17 protein-coding genes are annotated in these 16,034 nt (G+C 67.9%); 9 read left to right on the top strand and 8 right to left on the bottom strand.

What is annotated here, in order from left to right; translation table 11 throughout:
• Positions 1-13: 13 nt before the first annotated feature.
• Together E3U26_RS18105 and aspA are read left to right on the top strand one after the other, a co-directional pair.
• Positions 14-910, top strand: coding sequence for a LysR family transcriptional regulator (locus E3U26_RS18105; protein ID WP_499107102.1), 897 nt, complete (start codon positions 14-16; stop codon positions 908-910).
• Positions 911-1,067: 157 nt separating this feature from the next.
• The gene (gene aspA, locus E3U26_RS18100; RefSeq protein WP_499107097.1) at positions 1,068-2,474 is read left to right on the top strand and encodes an aspartate ammonia-lyase; all 1,407 of its coding nucleotides are present in this window, start codon (positions 1,068-1,070) and stop codon (positions 2,472-2,474) included.
• Between the two features lie 37 nt (positions 2,475-2,511).
• Here the strand turns inward: aspA and E3U26_RS18095 are convergent, their stop codons facing one another.
• Positions 2,512-3,714, bottom strand: coding sequence for a pyridoxal phosphate-dependent aminotransferase (locus tag E3U26_RS18095; RefSeq protein WP_499107094.1), 1,203 nt, complete (start codon positions 3,712-3,714; stop codon positions 2,512-2,514).
• A gap of 105 nt (positions 3,715-3,819) precedes the next feature.
• Here E3U26_RS18095 and E3U26_RS18090 point away from each other — a divergent pair, with 105 nt between their 5' ends.
• Together E3U26_RS18090 and E3U26_RS18085 are read left to right on the top strand one after the other, a co-directional pair.
• Complete coding sequence (locus E3U26_RS18090) at positions 3,820-4,065, top strand: FAD assembly factor SdhE (protein WP_051419801.1); 246 nt, start codon at positions 3,820-3,822, stop codon at positions 4,063-4,065.
• Between the two features lie 91 nt (positions 4,066-4,156).
• Positions 4,157-4,675, top strand: coding sequence for a MarR family winged helix-turn-helix transcriptional regulator (locus E3U26_RS18085; RefSeq protein WP_499107089.1), 519 nt, complete (start codon positions 4,157-4,159; stop codon positions 4,673-4,675).
• Between the two features lie 328 nt (positions 4,676-5,003).
• On the opposite strand, the gene E3U26_RS18080 is transcribed toward E3U26_RS18085, so the two are convergent.
• Positions 5,004-5,432 (bottom strand): VOC family protein, encoded by a 429-nt coding sequence (locus E3U26_RS18080; protein ID WP_036756152.1) that lies wholly within the window; start codon positions 5,430-5,432, stop codon positions 5,004-5,006.
• Positions 5,433-5,588: 156 nt separating this feature from the next.
• Between E3U26_RS18080 and thyX the strand changes: the two genes are divergently transcribed.
• Positions 5,589-6,494 carry an FAD-dependent thymidylate synthase gene (gene thyX, locus E3U26_RS18075; protein WP_036756272.1) on the top strand — a complete coding sequence of 302 codons (906 nt, stop codon included), beginning with the start codon at positions 5,589-5,591 and terminating at the stop codon, positions 6,492-6,494.
• Positions 6,495-6,551: 57 nt separating this feature from the next.
• Here the strand turns inward: thyX and E3U26_RS18070 are convergent, their stop codons facing one another.
• On the bottom strand, positions 6,552-7,334 hold the full coding sequence (locus E3U26_RS18070; RefSeq protein ID WP_036756275.1) for a 3-hydroxybutyrate dehydrogenase: 783 nt from the start codon (positions 7,332-7,334) through the stop codon (positions 6,552-6,554).
• Between the two features lie 396 nt (positions 7,335-7,730).
• Between E3U26_RS18070 and E3U26_RS18065 the strand changes: the two genes are divergently transcribed.
• From E3U26_RS18065 to E3U26_RS18055, 3 genes are read left to right on the top strand one after another with little or no spacing between them, the layout of a single operon-like run.
• Positions 7,731-9,587 (top strand): extracellular solute-binding protein, encoded by a 1,857-nt coding sequence (locus E3U26_RS18065; protein WP_425025722.1) that lies wholly within the window; start codon positions 7,731-7,733, stop codon positions 9,585-9,587.
• Positions 9,584-9,718 (top strand): hypothetical protein, encoded by a 135-nt coding sequence (locus tag E3U26_RS18060; protein ID WP_258552065.1) that lies wholly within the window; start codon positions 9,584-9,586, stop codon positions 9,716-9,718. Before E3U26_RS18065 ends, E3U26_RS18060 begins: the two co-directional genes overlap by 4 nt.
• Positions 9,718-10,056 carry a hypothetical protein gene (locus E3U26_RS18055; RefSeq protein WP_036756157.1) on the top strand — a complete coding sequence of 113 codons (339 nt, stop codon included), beginning with the start codon at positions 9,718-9,720 and terminating at the stop codon, positions 10,054-10,056. The genes E3U26_RS18060 and E3U26_RS18055 overlap by 1 nt, the downstream gene beginning before the upstream one ends.
• A 60-nt stretch (positions 10,057-10,116) precedes the next feature.
• On the opposite strand, the gene ade is transcribed toward E3U26_RS18055, so the two are convergent.
• Complete coding sequence (ade, locus tag E3U26_RS18050) at positions 10,117-11,898, bottom strand: adenine deaminase (RefSeq protein WP_499107083.1); 1,782 nt, start codon at positions 11,896-11,898, stop codon at positions 10,117-10,119.
• A gap of 63 nt (positions 11,899-11,961) precedes the next feature.
• On the opposite strand from ade, the gene recO reads away from it, so the two are divergent.
• Entirely contained in the window at positions 11,962-12,690 is a 729-nt protein-coding gene (gene recO, locus E3U26_RS18045; protein WP_449045503.1) for a DNA repair protein RecO, read from the top strand.
• Here the strand turns inward: recO and E3U26_RS18040 are convergent.
• The 4 genes from E3U26_RS18040 to E3U26_RS18025 form a co-directional block, all read right to left on the bottom strand.
• The gene (locus E3U26_RS18040) at positions 12,659-13,048 is read right to left on the bottom strand and encodes an META domain-containing protein (protein ID WP_214274286.1); all 390 of its coding nucleotides are present in this window, start codon (positions 13,046-13,048) and stop codon (positions 12,659-12,661) included. The two genes, recO and E3U26_RS18040, sit on opposite strands and share 32 nt — an antisense overlap.
• A gap of 25 nt (positions 13,049-13,073) precedes the next feature.
• Positions 13,074-13,493, bottom strand: coding sequence for an META domain-containing protein (locus tag E3U26_RS18035; protein WP_449045504.1), 420 nt, complete (start codon positions 13,491-13,493; stop codon positions 13,074-13,076).
• Positions 13,494-13,570: 77 nt separating this feature from the next.
• Entirely contained in the window at positions 13,571-15,226 is a 1,656-nt protein-coding gene (locus tag E3U26_RS18030) for an acyl-CoA dehydrogenase family protein (protein ID WP_499107080.1), read from the bottom strand.
• Positions 15,227-15,327: 101 nt separating this feature from the next.
• Positions 15,328-15,468, bottom strand: a complete 141-nt coding sequence (locus tag E3U26_RS18025) for a hypothetical protein (RefSeq protein WP_499107078.1) — start codon at positions 15,466-15,468, stop codon at positions 15,328-15,330.
• Positions 15,469-16,034 lie beyond the last annotated feature (566 nt).

The following is a 16,034-nucleotide window of genomic DNA, read 5'->3' as shown; positions in this document are numbered from 1 at the left end:
GAAAGGGGGGCGCATGGATCTGAAATGGCTTGAGGACTTCCTGAGCCTGGCCGAGACGCACAGCTTCTCGCGCTCGGCCGAGCTGCGCGGCGTCACGCAAAGCGCCTTCAGCCGCCGCATCCGCGCGCTGGAGGAATGGCTGGGCACCGACCTGCTGTCGCGCGACAGCTACCCGGTGTCGCTGACGCCCGAGGGCGTGCTGTTCCGCGAGACGGCCGAAGAGGTCGTGCGCATGATCCTCGCCCGCCGCGCCGAGTTCCGCGACCATGCCCGAAGCCGGGGCGGCGAGATTTCCTTCGTGGCGCTGCACAGCCTGACCGTGACTTTCCTGCCGGGCTGGCTGATGCGGCTGAAGGCGGCGGCGGGGCAGATGACCAGCCGCGTCAAGCCCGAGAATTTCGACCGCTGCATCGAGGCCCTGACCGAGGGCGGCTATGACTTCTTCCTGACCTATGCCCATCCGCAGGTGAACATCCCGCTGGACCCCGCGGGCTATCCGCATCTGGTGGTGGGCCAGGACAGCCTGGTCGCCGTCGCCCGCCCCGGCTTTCCGCAGGAATGGCGGACCGAGGGCATGCCGATGCTGAAATATTCCCGCGGCTCGTTCCTGAACGCCATGGCGCGCATCGCGCTGGCGCAGCCCGGCGCGCCCAGGGTCTATGTCGCCCATACCGACGAAGCCAGCATGGCCGAGGCGATGAAAAGCATGGCCGTGGCCGGGCATGGCCTGGTCTGGCTGCCCCGCCGGCTGGTCAAGGCCGAGATCGCGACCGGCCGGCTGGAGGTCGTGGCCCCGGAACTGCCGATGGAGATCCGGCTTTACCGCAATGCGGCGCGCGGCCGCGGCATCACCGGGCGGGTCTGGCAGGCCGCGCGCGAGTTGGGCGAAGGTTATGCAGGATTGGAATAACCCAGCGCGACTTCGCATTGGAAAATACCCGCGATCCTGCCTAAATCTTTGACACATGGGGCGCGCGAACGCCCTGCCTATCGCAACAGATCCGACAGAAATGCGCATCGCGCCCGCACCGCCACCGGCGGGCGGCGCGCCTGCGCCCGAGGTGAACATGACCAAGACCCGCATCGAACACGACCTGCTTGGCGACCGCGAGGTGCCCGCCGACGCCTATTGGGGCGTCCACACCCTGCGCGCCGTCGAGAATTTCCCGATCTCCGGCAGGCCCATCGGCGAAATTCCCGAACTGATCCGCGCGCTGGCCGCGATCAAGCAGGCGGCGGCGCTGGCCAATGCCGATCTGGGGCTGCTTTCGGCCGAGCGCCGCGACGCCATCGTCGTCGCCTGCGAGGAAATCCGCGCCGGCCAGCTGCACGACCAGTTCGTCGTGGACCAGATCCAGGGCGGCGCCGGCACCTCGACCAACATGAACGCCAACGAGGTCATCGCCAATCGCGCGCTGGAGATCATGGGCCATGCCAAGGGCGAATACAAATACCTGCATCCCAACGAGCATGTGAACATGAGCCAATCGACCAACGACGTCTATCCGACGGCGTTGCGGCTGGCCTCGTGGCGGGGCTTGCAGAACGTGATCGCGGCGCTGGCCTCGCTGCGCGGCGCCTTTGCCGAGAAGGGCGCGGAATTCGCCGAAATCCTCAAGATGGGCCGCACCCAGCTGCAAGAGGCGGTGCCGATGACCCTGGGCCAGGAGTTCAACGCCTTCGCCATCACTATCGGCGAGGACGAGATGCGCCTGGCCGAGGCCGCCAGCCTGATCTGCGAGATCAACCTGGGCGCCACCGCCATCGGCACCGGCATCACCACCCATCCCGACTATGCCGAGCGGGTGCGGGCGCGGCTGGCCGAAATCACCGTGATCCCGCTCGTCACCGCCCCCGACTTGGTCGAGGCGACGCAGGATTGCGGCGCCTTCGTGCAGGTCTCGGGCGTGCTGAAGCGGGTGGCGGTCAAGCTGTCGAAGATCTGCAACGACCTGCGGCTGCTGTCCTCAGGTCCGCGCGCCGGCTTCAACGAGATCAACCTGCCGGCGAAACAGGCCGGTTCCTCGATCATGCCGGGCAAGGTGAACCCGGTCATCCCCGAGGTGGTCAACCAGGTCGCCTTCGAGGTGATCGGCAACGACATGACCATCACCATGGCCGCCGAGGGCGGGCAGTTGCAGCTGAATGCCTTCGAGCCGGTCATCGCCTACAGCATGTTCCGCTCGGTCAGCCACCTGATCGCGGCCTGCAACACGCTGGAGCACAATTGCGTGCGCGGCATCACCGCCAATCGCGACGTGCTGAAGGAAACCGTGCGCCGCTCGATCGGCATCGTCACGGCGCTGAACCCCTATATCGGCTATGCCGCCGCCACCGAACTCGCGACCGAGGCGCATCTGACCGGCCGCGGCGTCTATGAGCTGGTGCTGGAAAAGGGGCTTTTGCCGAAAGAGCGGCTGGACGCCATCCTGCGCCCGGAAAGCCTGACCAGGCCGCAGCTTTTTGTCAACTAAGGCAGGCGGGGCGGGGTTTCGGCCCCGCCGCTTCGCTTTAGCGCAGCCCCTCGCAGAATGTCTTGATGCGGGCGCAGGCATCCGCCAGCACCGCGTCCGATGTGGCGTAGGAGATGCGGAAATGCGGCGAAAGCCCGAAGGCCGCGCCAAAGACCACCGCGACCCCGGTCTCGTTCAACAGCGCGGTGGCGAATGCCTCGTCATCCGCGATCAACGTGCCGCCGGCCGAGGTCTTGCCGATCAGCGCCGCGATCGAGGGATAGACGTAGAACGCCCCCTGCGGCACCGGGCAGTCGATGCCGGGACAGGCGTTCAGCCCCGCCACCACCAGGTCGCGGCGGCGCTGGAACACGGCGCGGCTTTCCGCGATGTAGTCCTGCGGCCCCTGCAACGCGGCCAGCGCCGCATATTGGCTGATCGAGCAGGGGTTCGAGGTCGATTGCGACTGCAGCTTGGCCATGGCGCGGATCAGTTCCTCGGGGCCCGCGCCATAGCCGATGCGCCAGCCGGTCATGGCATAGGCCTTCGACACGCCGTTCATGGTCAGCGTGCGCGATTTCAGCCCCGGCTCGACCTGCGCCGGGGTAACGAAGCGGAAATCGTCAAAGACCAGATGCTCGTAGATGTCGTCCGCCAGCACCCAGACCTGCGGATGGCGCATCAGCACCTGGGTCAGGGCGCGCATGTGTTCGACGGCATAGCCCGCGCCGGTGGGGTTCGAGGGCGAATTGAGGATCAGCCATTTCGTCCGCGGCGTGATCGCCGCCTCCAGCTGTTCGGGGGTGATGCGATAGCCGTTCTGCATCGCGCCCTCGACCACCACGGGCGTGCCGCCGGCCAGCAGCACCATGTCCGGGTAGCTGACCCAATAGGGCGCGGGAATGATGACCTCGTCGCCCGGATTCAGCGTCGCCATCAGTGCGTTGTAGAGGATCTGCTTGCCGCCGGTGCCGACCGTCACCTGCGCGGGCGCATAGTCCAGCCCGTTTTCCCGCGCGAACTTGTCGCAGATGGCGCGTTTCAGTTCCGGGATGCCGTCCACCGCCGTGTAGCGGGTATGGCCGGCGTCGATGGCGGCCTTGGCCGCCTCGCGGATATGCGCGGGCGTGTCGAAATCGGGCTCGCCGGCGGACAGGCCGATGATGTCCCGCCCCTCGGCCGCAAGCTCGCGGGCGCGGGTGGTGATGGCGATGGTGGGCGAGGGTTTGACGCGGGCGAGCGTCTGCGACAAAAAGCTCATCGAATTCATCCTGCGGCTGGCTGCCCCGTCATAGGGGCGGCGCCGCGGACAGGCAAGCCGGGGGCAAGCGTGGACGAGAACGAAGCAAGGCTAAAGCGGCTGCGGATGCGCAGCTGGCGGCGGGGCACCAAGGAGATGGACCTGATCCTGGGCCCGTTCTCGGACAGCGAGCTTGACGGGCTGAGCCCCGAGGAGCTGGACCTTTACGAGGCGCTGCTGAGCGAAAACGACCAGGATCTGTATCCCTGGATCACCGCCCGGCTGGGCGACGCCCGCCCCGGACCGCAGGCGCTGCTGCCCATCCTGGACCGCGTGGCGGGTTTTGCCCATCAGCGGCTGGCACGGAAATAGGCGCAATTTTAGCAAACTGCGCGGCGATTAACCGAAGATTGGCAAATCTGCGCCATGGTGGCGGAAACGAGGCCAAGAACGGAACCCGCTTATGCAACAGCGCAGCTCTGCCCACACGGTGCCGGCCCTGCGGCCCTTGCCGCCGCGGACCAACCGGGCCGACGCCTATCTGGAAAGCCTGCAAATGCTGGAGCGGCTGCATCGGCTTTTGCTGGACCTGATCAAGGACGAGTTCGAGCGGCTGGGCCGCTCGGACCTGACGCCGGTGCAGGCGCTGCTGATCTACAATCTCGGCACGTCGGAGGTGACGGCGGGCGAGTTGCGTTCGCGCGGGATGTATCAGGGCTCGAACGTCTCCTACAATCTCAAGAAGCTGGTCGAGCTGGGCTATGTCCACCATGAACGCTGCGAGATGGACCGCCGCGCGGTCCGGGTGCGGCTGACCCAGGCGGGACAAGAGGTGCGCGATTGCGTGGCGCGGCTGTTTGCCCGCCATGCCGAAGGGCTGGAACTGTCCGGCGTGCTGGACGATCCGCCCATCGAGGCGGTGAACTTGCAATGGCGCCGGGTCGAAAGATTCTGGGCCGAGCAGATCCGCTACATCTACTGAACCGCAGCGCAGCAGCATGGCCCAGCGACGCCGTCATGCCCGGCCCGCACCGGCATCGGCCGCGGGGGCCCTTCTCCCCGCCGGCCGGTCCCGGCGACGGGTCGGGCATGCACGCCTCAATGCGCGCGGTCAGGTCTGCGATCGGCCGACCCGACCCGGCGCGGATCGGACATGAGCCAGACCTTGCGCCGCCTTTCGCCGGGGCCCCGCCCCCTACCAGTGGCCTGTGTTTTGCACGCTGGCCCAGGGCTCTTGCGGCGGCCCGGCCCGACCCGGCGCGGGCCGGGCATGTCCAGACCCTGCGCCGCCTTTCGCCGGGCCCCGCCCTCTACCAGTGGCCCGTGTTCTGCATGCTGGCCCAGGGCTCTTGCGGCGGCAGCGCCTCGCCCTCTTGCAGCAATTCGATCGAGATGTTGTCGGGGCTGCGGACAAAGGCCATATGGCCGTCGCGCGGCGGGCGGTTGATGGTCACGCCCGCATCCATCAGCCTCTGGCACATCTCGTAGATATCTTCGACCCGATAGGCGAGATGGCCGAAATGCCGGCTGTCCGAGGGCAGGCCGTCGTCGCCGTCCCAGTTCCAGGTCAGCTCGACCGGGCATTCCGGCTGGCCGGGCGCGGCCATGAAGACCAGGGTGAAGCGCCCCTTCTCATTGTCGATTCGCCGCGTCTCCTCCAGCCCGAGCAGGTGGAAGAATGCCATCGTCTTTTCCAGATCGAGCACGCGGACCATGGTGTGCAGATAGCGGACCTTCATCTGTCGCTCCTTTCCGTTCGCTGCGGCCAGACTGGCATGGCGGCGGCCGGACCGCAACGTGGGGCGATCGGCTGCACCCGCCGCGTCCATACTGCCGGTTGATTGCATCCCCCGTCGGTGCCACAAGATATGCCCAACAGCACGAAGGATTCCGCCATGCCCCTGACCCCCGAACAACAGGCCGAGATCGACGAGCTGCGCGCCAGCCCGCGCCCCACCCTGCGCGCCGTCTCCGAGGGGATGGAGGGCCATCTCTACCGGGCGCATCCGGTGCTGGATCACGGGCTGGTGCGGGTCATCGACTACATGGGCGACGACGGCGCGATCACCCAGGCCGCGCGGGTCAGCTATGGCCGCGGCACGAAATCGGTCAGCAACGACGAGGGGCTGATCCGCTACCTGATGCGGCACTGGCACTCGACCCCGTTCGAGATGTGCGAGGTCAAGTTCCACGTCAAGCTGCCGGTCTTCGTCGCCCGGCAATGGATCCGCCACCGCACCGCCAACGTGAACGAATATTCGGCGCGCTATTCGATCCTGGACCGCGAATTCTACATCCCCGCCCCCGAACACCTGGCCGCGCAATCGACGGTGAACAACCAGGGCCGCGGCCAGGTGCTGGAGGGGGACGAGGCCGCCCGCGTCCTCGACATCCTGCGCGAGGACGCGATGCGCAGCTATGACCATTACGAGGCGATGCTGAGCCAGGAGGGCCAGCAGGGCCTGGCGCGCGAACTGGCGCGGATGAACCTGCCGGCGAATGTCTATACGCAATGGTACTGGAAGGTCGACCTGCACAACCTGTTCCATTTCCTGCGCCTGCGCGCCGATGCCCATGCGCAATACGAGATCCGCACCTATGCCGAAACCATGTGCGGCATCGTCAAGGACTGGGTGCCCTTCGCCTATGCCGCCTTCGAGGACTACCGGCTGGGCGGCATGCAGCTTTCCGCCAGGGGCGTCGAGGCGCTGAAGCGCCGCCTGGCCGGCGAGACGGTCACGCAGGAAAACAGCGGCATGAGCAAGGGCGAATGGCGCGAGTTCGAGGCGGCCTGGGGCTGACCGCCCGCCCGCGATCCCCTTGGGCAAAGGGGTGGGAAACCCCGTCGGAGCGGCGCCCTAAAGCGCCGTCCACCCCCCATCGACCGAGATCGTCGTGCCGGTGATCTGCTCGGCCGCCGGCGAGCACAGGAAGACCGCCGTGCCGCCCATCTGCTCGACCGTGGCGAACTGCCCCGAGGGCTGGCGGTGCAGCATGACCTTGGCGATCACGTCCTCGCGGCTCAGGTTGTGGGTCTTCATCTGGTCGGGGATCTGCTTTTCCACGATGGGCGTCAGCACATAGCCGGGGCAGATGGCGTTGCAGGTGATCGGCTCCTTCGCCGTCTCCAGCGCCGTCACCTTGGTCAGGCCGACGATGCCGTGCTTGGCGGCGACATAGGCCGACTTGTATTCGCTGGCCGTCAGCCCGTGCGCCGAGGCGATGTTGATCACCCGCCCCCAGCCCGCCTCGCGCATCAGCGGCAGCGCCACCGCCGTGGTGTGAAAGGCGGAGGACAGGTTGATGGCGATGATCGCGTCCCATTTCTCGGCCGGGAAATCCGGGATCGGCGCGACATGCTGGATGCCGGCATTGTTCACCAGGATGTCGCAGGCGCCGGCCTTTTCGATCAGGGCGCGGCACTCGGCGCCCTTCGACATGTCGGCCTGGATGTAGCGGACCTTGACGCCATGCTCGGCGGCCAGGCTTTCGGCCAGGGCGTGATCCTCGGGCGCGTCGGTAAAGCTGTTCAGCACCAGATCCGCCCCGGCCCGCGCCAGCTCATGCGCGATGCCAAGCCCGATCCCCGAGTTCGAACCCGTCACCACCGCCGTCTTGCCGCCAAGGAATTTCTGGAACATCGCTGCCTCCACGCCTGCGTTGCTGTTGCCGCCGCAGCATGGGGAAAAAGCCCGCACCGCACAAGGTCGGACACCGGCGGCGCGGCAAGGCGCGGGGGCCGCTGGCGATGGCAGGGGAAATACCGCTTCGTTCACTTTTTTGCGCGCTCGATTCCCCCGGCGGGTGCGGGCAGGCAAGGCTGCGGCGCAATCGCGAAACCCCCAAGAAAAAAGCGCCCGCACAAGGCGGGCGCAAGTCATGAGGCAGGTTTCATACAGGCAAGAAACCTATCGAGCAGTGCCTTATCTATACGCTTTTCGCCCCATGAGTCCAAGGCGTAAGTTTGCTTCAAGGTGAACGGGCGGTTAATCTGGGCACGGGCAGAACCAACGACCCGGAAAACAGGGCCATCGAGCATGCGATTCTTCAAGTTTGCTAACGAATCCGCGATCTGGCGGCGAATCGCCCTGTGCCTGTGTGTTGCATCCATGCCGCTGGCAAGCCTTGCCGAACCCCGGCATGCCATTGCAATGTATGGAGAACCTGCGCTTCCGGCCGGCTTCACCCACCTGCCCTATGCCAATCCCGAGGCGCCCAAGGGCGGCACGATTCGCCTGGCCGAGACGGGCACCTTCGATTCGCTCAACCCCTGGATCCTGATGGGCAACCCGGTCTGGCCGATCTTCACCCAGCCGGGGCTGGTGGCCGAGTCGCTGATGATGCGCTCGATCGACGAGCCCTTCACCCTCTACGGCCTTCTGGCCGAAAGCGTCGAGACCGATGCCGACCGGACATGGGTCGAGTTCACCCTGCGCCCCGAGGCCCGCTTTTCCGACGGCACGCCGGTAACGATCGAGGACGTGATGTGGTCCTATGAGGTGCTGGGGACCAAGGGGCATCCGCGCTATACCGCCGTCTGGTCCAAGGTCGAGACGATGGAACAGACCGGGCCGCGCTCGGTCCGGTTCACCTTCAACACCGCCGACCGCGAGCTGTCGATGCTGATGGGCATGCGGCCGATCCTGAAGAAGGCGCAATGGCAGGGGCGCGATTTCGGCCAGTCCAGCCTGATGGTCCCCATCGGATCGGGGCCCTATGTCATCGACAAGGTCGATCCGGGCCGGGCGATCAGCTTTCGCCGCAACCCGGATTACTGGGGCCGCGACCTGGCGGTCAGCCGGGGGCTGCACAATTTCGACGTGATCCGCTACGACTATTTCGGCGATGCCTCGGCCATGTTCGAGGCGTTCAAGGCCGGCGAGATCGACGTCTGGCGCGAACTGGTCGCGGCGCGCTGGGAACGCAATTTCGACTTTCCCGCCATGCGCGACGGCCGGATGGAGAAATCCGAGATCGCGCATGGCCGCCCCTCGGGGATCATGGGGCTGGTGATGAACACCCGCAATCCGCTGTTTGCCGACTGGCGGGTGCGGCAGGCGATGATCGAAGCCTTCAACTATCGCTTCATCAACATGACGCTGACCGGCGGCAAGGATCCGCGGATCACCAGCTATTTCGCCAATTCCGATCTGGCGATGCAGCCCGGCCCCGCCACCGGGCGCGAGGCCGCGTTGCTGGCGCCCTTCGCCGACCAGCTGCCGCCCGGCACCATCGAAGGCTATGCCCTGCCCGAGGGCGGCGAGCGCGCCATCGACCGCCGGGGCATCCGCGCCGCGCTGGACCTGCTGGGCGAGGCCGGCTGGACCGTGCAAGAGGGCGAGCTGCGCGACGCGAAGGGCCGCCCCTTCGCCTTCGAGATCCTGCTGAACCAGTCGGGCAGCGCCATGCGCACCAGCGCCGAGACCCGGCAGATCATCGACATCTTCGTGCAATCGCTGCGCAACCTGGGCATCCGGCCGACGGTGACGATGCTCGATGCCGCGCAATATGTGGAGCGGACGAACAACTACCAGTTCGACATGACCTGGTATGAACGCGGGCTGTCGCTGTCGCCGGGCAACGAACAGCGGCTCTATTGGGGCCGCGAGGGCGTGGCCAAGCCGGGCAGCCGCAACTGGATGGGCATGGACAGCCCCGCCGCCGAGGCGATGATCGCCGAGATGGGCCACGCCCGCACGCATGAGGATTTCGTCGCAGCGGTCAGGGCCCTTGACCGAATCTTAACCGCCGGACGCTATGTCATCCCGGTCAGCTATTCACGGATTTCCCGCTTGGCCCATCGTGCCGACCTGGATTATCCTGAAAACACGCCGCTTTACGGTGACTGGCCCGGCTTCATGCCAGAAACCTGGTGGCAGGAGGAAAGAGAATGAAATTCAGTCGGATCGCAGCCATCCTGACCCTTCTTGCGCTTGCCGCGTGCAATACCGTGGCCGGCGTGGGCGAGGACATCACCGGCGCCTCGCGCCTGGTGCAGGGCGGCCTGGGCGGAGGAGGCTACTGATGAAATGGGTTCACGTCCGCGACAACTGGCCCGCCTTCTTCGAGGCCATCGTCGAGAAATGGCCTGCGGCCGATGAAAGCGACCTCGAGGAGATCGACGGCGACCAGCGCGCCTTCATCACCTATATCGCCGAAGTCACCGGGCAGGAGATCGACGAGACCAAGGACGAGATCCGCGAATGGCTGGCGGGCGAAATCCCCTCGGACATCGTCATGGACCCGATCCACGACAATCACTCGATCAACCTGTCGGCGAAATATGTCGGCGAGGGCGAGGACGAATATGACGACGACGCACGCTTTGGCGATGACGACGAAGTGCCCGACGACGGCGACTGACGCACGCCCCGCGGCCAGCCCCGGCCCATCCCGGCCGAAGGCCGTGCCGGGGCTGCAGGGCTAGACCAGCAGGTCGACCAGTTCGAACCGGGTCACGTCGACGATGCCCAGGTCCGAGATGCGCAGCTCGGGGATCACCACCAGCGCCAGGAGCGAATGCTGCATATAGGCGTTGTTGAGCCGGCAGCCGCAATCCTGCATCGCCTTGACGATCCCCTGCGTCGCCTCGGCCACTTCCTCGGCGGGCAGGTCGGACATCAGCCCGGCGATGGGCAGCGCCACCGTCGCCAGTGCCTCGCCGTCGCGGAACACGGTGACGCCGCCGCCGATCCGGCCCAGGTGGTTGGCCGCCGCCGCCATGCTGTCGCGGCAGGTGCCGACGACGATCATGTGATGGCTGTCATGCGCCACGGTCGAGGCCACCGCCATCCGGCCCTGGTAGCCGAAGCCCGAGACGAAGCCGTTCACCACGCCGCCCGTCGCCCGGTGGCGTTCGACCAGCGCGATATGGCAGGTCTCGCCCTGCGCCTCGATCACGCCGTCGCGGATCGGCAGCTCGGCGGTCAGCGCACGGGTCGGGGCCTGGTTCTCGACCACGCCGATCACCCGCACCCGCACCCGCGCGCTGTCGCCCGTGGCGCGCACGGCGAAATCCGCGCCGGCAAGGCTGCGCCCCAGATGCACCGAGTTGCGCGCCTCGTCGGGCCAGGCGATGCGCGGGCAATCGACCAGCAGCTTGCCGCCTTCGGCGACCAGACGCCCCTGCGCGATCACCGCCTCGATGGGCAGGCTGCGCAGGTCCGGGGTCAGGATCAAGTCCGCCCGCCGGCCCGGCGTGATGCTGCCCAGTTCGCGTTCCAGCCCGAAATGCTGGGCCGCGTTGATCGTCGCCATCTGGATCGCCACCAGCGGATCGCAGCCGCAGTCGATGGCATGGCGCACCACCCGGTTCATGTGCCCGTCATGGACCAGCGTGCCGGAATGGCTGTCGTCGGTGCAAAGGATGAAGAAGCGCGGGTCGAGCCCCTTTTCGGTGATCGCGGTGATCTGGCTTTCCACGTCATACCAGGCCGAGCCCAGCCGCATCATGCAGCCCATGCCCTGGCGCACGCGGGCGATGCCCTGCGCCTCGGTCGTGGTCTCGTGGTCGTCCGCGGCACCGCCGGCGACATAGGCGTGGAAGGGCCGGCCCAGGTCGGGGCTGGCGTAATGGCCGCCCACCGTCTTGCCGGCGGCGCGGGTGGCGGCGATCTCGGCCAGCATCTGCCGGTCGCCCGCGGCGACGCCGGGAAAGTTCATCATCTCGCCCAGGCCGACGATGCCGTCCCAGCCCATGGCCTGCGCCACCTCGCCCTCGGTGATCGGCTGGCCGGTGGTCTCCAGGCCGGGGGCGGATGGCGCGCAGCTGGGCATCTGGGTGAACATGCTGATCGGCTGGAGCAGCGATTCGTCCCGCATCAGCCGCACGCCGTTGAGCCCCAGCACATTGGCGATCTCATGCGGGTCATGGAAGATCGTCGTCGTGCCATGCGGGATCACCGCCGCCGCGAATCCGGCGGGCGTCAGCATCCCCGATTCGACATGCATGTGCGCGTCGACCAGGCCGGGGACCATGTAGCGGCCCGCCGCCTCGATGACCTGCGTATCGGGGCCGATCGAGGGCCCGGCATCGGCGCCGACATAGGCCACCCGGCCGTCGGCCACGGCGATGTCGATGCCGGGGATCACCTCGCGGGTGTGGACATTGACCCATTGCCCGCCCCGGATCACCAGATCCGCCGGCGCGCGCCCCGCCGCCACTTCGACCAGCCGGGCCTGGGCCTCGATCCACGGTTTCAACATGCCTGCCTCCTTGTCCGTCGCCCCCAGATTGCGGCAGGGTGGCGCGAAAGGAAAGGCGGCGCGATGGAATGGAGCGGCGAGGCCAGCGTGATGGCGCTGCAAAGGCACGGCGAAAGCGCCGTGATCCTGACCGTGCTGACGCGCGAGGCAGGGCTGATCCGCGGCCTGGTGCCCGGCGGCGCCAGCGCCAGGCGCGCCGCCATGCTGCAGCCGGGCAACCGGGTCAGCCTGCGCTGGCGGGCGCGGCTTGAGGAACAGCTGGGCACCTTCAGCATCGAGCCGGCGCGGGCGCGGCCGGGGCTGCTGGCCGGTGCCGATGCGCTGGCCGGGGTGAATGCCGTCACCGCGCTGCTGACCTTTGCCCTGCCCGAGCGCGACCCCCATCCCCGCCTTGCCGCCGCGACCGAGGCGCTGCTGGACCTGATGGACGCGGGCGAGGATTGGGCGGAAGCCTATCTGCGCTGGGAAATGCGTCTTCTGGACGAGCTGGGCTTCGGGCTGGACCTGACCAGCTGCGCGGTGACGGGATCGCGCGAGGGGCTGGCCTATGTCAGCCCGCGCTCGGGCCGGGCGGTTTCGGCGCAGGCGGCGGGGGACTGGGCACCGCGGCTCTTGCCCCTGCCCGCCATGCTGGGCGGGCGCGGCAATGGCGGGATCGAGGACGCGCTGGCCCTGACCGGGCATTTCCTGCAATCGCGGCTGGCCGAGAGCCATGCGGGCAAGCCCCTGCCGCCCGCACGCGCCCGGCTGGTCGCCCGGCTTACGGCGTCGCGATCCGCCAGCGGATGGTGACATCCGGGCCGGTCATCACCAGCTCCTCGCCCTCGCGCCTGGCCTCGCGCACCGCGCCGAGCGCCTGGAAGAACGCGTGCTCGCCACCCTCTTGCAGGCAGGCGCGGCGCGTCACCGCCAGCGCGCCCAGGTCCAGCGCCGGCAGCGCGGCGTTGTTGCGGCCGGTGAACAGGTTGCAGGGCCCCTGCCCCGAGACCGCGCCGTCCTCGGCGATGCGCAGGCTCGGCGTGCCCGAAACCGCGACGCCCTCGACCGCGACCAGCGCATAGTCGCCGGGGATCTGCGCCGCACCGTCCGGTTCTGCCGCGCAGGCGGCCAGCCCCAGGGGCAAGGACAGGGCCAGGATCAGCTTGCGCATGGCGCGCCTCCTTCCGGGCAAGGGGTCATTCCTTGCGATAGCCCGGCTCGTAGGTCAGGTAGGTCGGCCCCTTGATGGTCAGCACGCCGCCCTCGAAGGTGATGCCGTCGGCGGCCGCAAGCGCCTGCAGATAGCGCGTCTCCAGCCGGCCGGCATTGCCCGAGCAGGCCATCTCGGTCGTGGTCAGCGGGCCCAGCGCAAAGCCCGGCGGCTCGGCGGTCTGGCTGGCCGAATACTGGTTGCAGGGCGCCTTGCCCGAAATCGAGCCGTCCGCCGCGATGGTCATGCCGACATTGCGCTGCGGCACGGTGTCGGAACCGATGCCGACCAGCACATAGGCGCCAGTCGGGATATTGCTGCCCGGAACGTCGGGCGTGGCGGGCTCGCAGGCGGCAAGGCCGAGCGTGGCGGCGAAGGCCACGGAAATCATCGGGATGCGGTTCATGGGCAGCTCCGTTACGTCATGTTGCTGCCATAATGCCCTAACGGCCCCCGCTGTCCAGCAGGGGCCGGAATTTCATCCTAGTCCAGTAGCCTGCGTGCAATAACCTGGGCCTGGATCTCGGCCGCGCCCTCGAAGATGTTCAGGATCCGCGCGTCGCACAGCACGCGGCTGATGGCGTATTCCAGCGCAAAGCCGTTGCCGCCATGGATCTGCAAGGCATTGTCGGCCGCCGCCCAGGCGACGCGCGCGCCCAAGAGCTTGGCCATGCCGGCCTCCAGGTCGCAGCGCCGGCCGTGGTCCTTTTCCCAGGCGCTGAAATAGGTCAGCTGGCGGGCGATCATGATTTCCACCGCCATCATCGCCAGCTTGTCGGCGACGCGCGGGAACTCGATCAGCGGTTTGCCGAACTGCTTGCGGTCGATGGCGTATTGCATGCCGATCTCGGCCGCCGATTGCGCCACGCCCACGGCGCGGGCGGCCGTCTGGATGCGTGCCGATTCGAAGGTCTCCATCAGCTGCTTGAAGCCGCGCCCCGGCTCGCCGCCCAGCAGGTTCTCGCCCTTGACCCGGAAGCCGTCGAAGCCGAGTTCGTATTCCTTCATGCCGCGATAGCCCAGCACCTCGATCTCGCCGCCGGTCATGCCGGGGGTCGGGAAGGGGTCGTCGTCGGTGCCCGGCGTCTTTTCCGCCAGGAACATCGACAATCCGCGCCAATCCGTGGTCTCGGGGTCGGTGCGCGCCAGCAGCGTCATGACATGGGTGCGCTGCGCATGGGTGATCCAGGTCTTGTTGCCGGTGACGACCCAATCCTCGCCGTCGCGCACGGCCCGCGTGCGCAGGCTGCCCAGGTCCGAGCCGGTATTCGGCTCGGTAAAGACCGCCGTCGACAGGATCTCGCCCGAGGCCAGCGCCGGCAGCCATTTCGCCTTCTGCGCCTCGGTGCCGCCGCAGAGGATCAGCTCGGCCGCGATCTCGCTGCGGGTGCCCAGCGAGCCCACGCCGATATAGCCGCGCGACAGCTCCTCGGTCACGACCACCATCGAGGCTTTCGAGAGGCCCAGCCCCCCGAATTCCTCGGGGATGGTCAGGCCAAAGACGCCCAGCTCGGCCAGTTCCTTGATGATCTCCATCGGGATCAGCTGGTCCTTCAGGTGCCATTCATGGGCGTTGGGGATCACCCGCTCGTCGGCATAGCGGCGGAACTGGTCGCGGATCATCTCCAGATCCTCGTCCAGCCCGGTGGCGCCGAAGGTCGCGCGGCCATGGTTGTCCTGCATCAGCCGCGCAAGCTCGGCCCGCGCCTGGGCGGTATTGCCGCGCATCAGCGCGGCCGCCGCCTCGCCCGGCTGCCAGTCGAGGCCCAGGTCCGAAAGCCGGGCGAACTCGGTCTGGCTCATCGGGATGCCGCCGGCGATCTGGGTGAGGTATTCGCCCAGGCCGATCTGCAGGATCAGCGCCTCGGTGCGGCCCAGGCTGCCCGCCTCGGCCAGCCGCCCGGCCCAGCCGGCCAGCTGGCGCACCGATTCGACATAGGTCGCCAGCCAGGACAGCGCATGGGCGGCGTGCTGGTGTTCCTCCAGAAGCGCCGGTTGCGGCTTGCCCGCGGGGGCGACCAGCGCGCGCAGCGCCTCGGTCGCGCGGGATTGCAGGGCTTCGAGTTCCGGCAGGGCCTCGCCTGCAAGCGCAAGCAGGGCGGAAGGCGTATCGGCTGGCATCGCGGGCATGTCCTTCATGGCAGATTCCTTCATGCGGCGTTGCAGCATGACTAGCCGTTTCGCAATTGCAGCGCAACTATCATGCGCGATATAGCCGCATTATGAACTAAAATGTCCCGTCAGTCGCGCCCATTGCCGGGCTGGGTGCCCACGGAATATCGGCCGGGATGATGGCACAGCGCCAGGCTGCTGCCGTCGAGCAGGACGGTCTGGCAACGGTCGATCTCCTTTGCGGCCGGCCCTTGGGCAAGAGGGAACACCGTGTCGAACCCTTCCGCCCGGCCCCGCCCAGCAGCTTGCCTATTGCGTCCGCGCCCCGAGTGACGGCGGGGCCGTGCCTTGGCCCGAAGCGGCTGGCGAGGGCCTTGGCATGGCGGGGCGTGAACCGCTGGACATCCAGCCGGATGCGCAGCGATCCAGGGCCTGCCAGAGGCCAGGCTGACATCCCTGCGCCACATGGCCGGATGGGTCTGGTCCGCCACCGTCACCGGCACGCAATCGGCCGTCGGCGCTGCCGTTCCTCGGCAGCGCGCCCTTGATCCGGGCGCTGCTCCGGCTGGGGGCGAGGGGCGTGCCAGCCGCCTCGTGCTTCCGGCCCAGGCCGAGGCATTGCCGGTGATCCGGTCTGGCGCGCGGGGGGATGGCTGTCCCAGACCCCCGGAACATCATCCGGGGGCCTCCGGTCCCGCGCGCGCGGGGGATGGCCGGTCATCGCGCCAGCGTGCGCGCGGCCGATGTCTCCGGTCCCGCGCGCGCGGGGGATGGCCGGCGACCCTGTGGTGTAGGAGCCAAACACCGCTTCGCTCCCGCGCGCGCGGGGGGATGG

Source organism: Paracoccus ferrooxidans (assembly GCF_029909815.1).
GTDB lineage: Bacteria > Pseudomonadota > Alphaproteobacteria > Rhodobacterales > Rhodobacteraceae > Paracoccus > Paracoccus versutus.
This window is presented reverse-complemented; position numbering and strand designations above follow the sequence as displayed.

What these genes read in the sequence shown, in the direction of transcription:
- E3U26_RS18105 (WP_499107102.1), top strand. Translation starts at nt 14, where the DNA reads ATGGATCTGAAATGGCTTGAGGACTTCCTGAGCCTGGCCGAGACGCAC.
- aspA (WP_499107097.1), top strand. Translation starts at nt 1,068, where the DNA reads ATGACCAAGACCCGCATCGAACACGACCTGCTTGGCGACCGCGAGGTG.
- E3U26_RS18095 (WP_499107094.1), bottom strand. Translation starts at nt 3,714, where the DNA reads ATGAGCTTTTTGTCGCAGACGCTCGCCCGCGTCAAACCCTCGCCCACC.
- E3U26_RS18090 (WP_051419801.1), top strand. Translation starts at nt 3,820, where the DNA reads ATGCGCAGCTGGCGGCGGGGCACCAAGGAGATGGACCTGATCCTGGGC.
- E3U26_RS18085 (WP_499107089.1), top strand. Translation starts at nt 4,157, where the DNA reads ATGCAACAGCGCAGCTCTGCCCACACGGTGCCGGCCCTGCGGCCCTTG.
- E3U26_RS18080 (WP_036756152.1), bottom strand. Translation starts at nt 5,432, where the DNA reads ATGAAGGTCCGCTATCTGCACACCATGGTCCGCGTGCTCGATCTGGAA.
- thyX (WP_036756272.1), top strand. Translation starts at nt 5,589, where the DNA reads ATGCCCCTGACCCCCGAACAACAGGCCGAGATCGACGAGCTGCGCGCC.
- E3U26_RS18070 (WP_036756275.1), bottom strand. Translation starts at nt 7,334, where the DNA reads ATGTTCCAGAAATTCCTTGGCGGCAAGACGGCGGTGGTGACGGGTTCG.
- E3U26_RS18065 (WP_425025722.1), top strand. Translation starts at nt 7,731, where the DNA reads ATGCGATTCTTCAAGTTTGCTAACGAATCCGCGATCTGGCGGCGAATC.
- E3U26_RS18060 (WP_258552065.1), top strand. Translation starts at nt 9,584, where the DNA reads ATGAAATTCAGTCGGATCGCAGCCATCCTGACCCTTCTTGCGCTTGCC.
- E3U26_RS18055 (WP_036756157.1), top strand. Translation starts at nt 9,718, where the DNA reads ATGAAATGGGTTCACGTCCGCGACAACTGGCCCGCCTTCTTCGAGGCC.
- ade (WP_499107083.1), bottom strand. Translation starts at nt 11,898, where the DNA reads ATGTTGAAACCGTGGATCGAGGCCCAGGCCCGGCTGGTCGAAGTGGCG.
- recO (WP_449045503.1), top strand. Translation starts at nt 11,962, where the DNA reads ATGGAATGGAGCGGCGAGGCCAGCGTGATGGCGCTGCAAAGGCACGGC.
- E3U26_RS18040 (WP_214274286.1), bottom strand. Translation starts at nt 13,048, where the DNA reads ATGCGCAAGCTGATCCTGGCCCTGTCCTTGCCCCTGGGGCTGGCCGCC.
- E3U26_RS18035 (WP_449045504.1), bottom strand. Translation starts at nt 13,493, where the DNA reads ATGAACCGCATCCCGATGATTTCCGTGGCCTTCGCCGCCACGCTCGGC.
- E3U26_RS18030 (WP_499107080.1), bottom strand. Translation starts at nt 15,226, where the DNA reads ATGAAGGACATGCCCGCGATGCCAGCCGATACGCCTTCCGCCCTGCTT.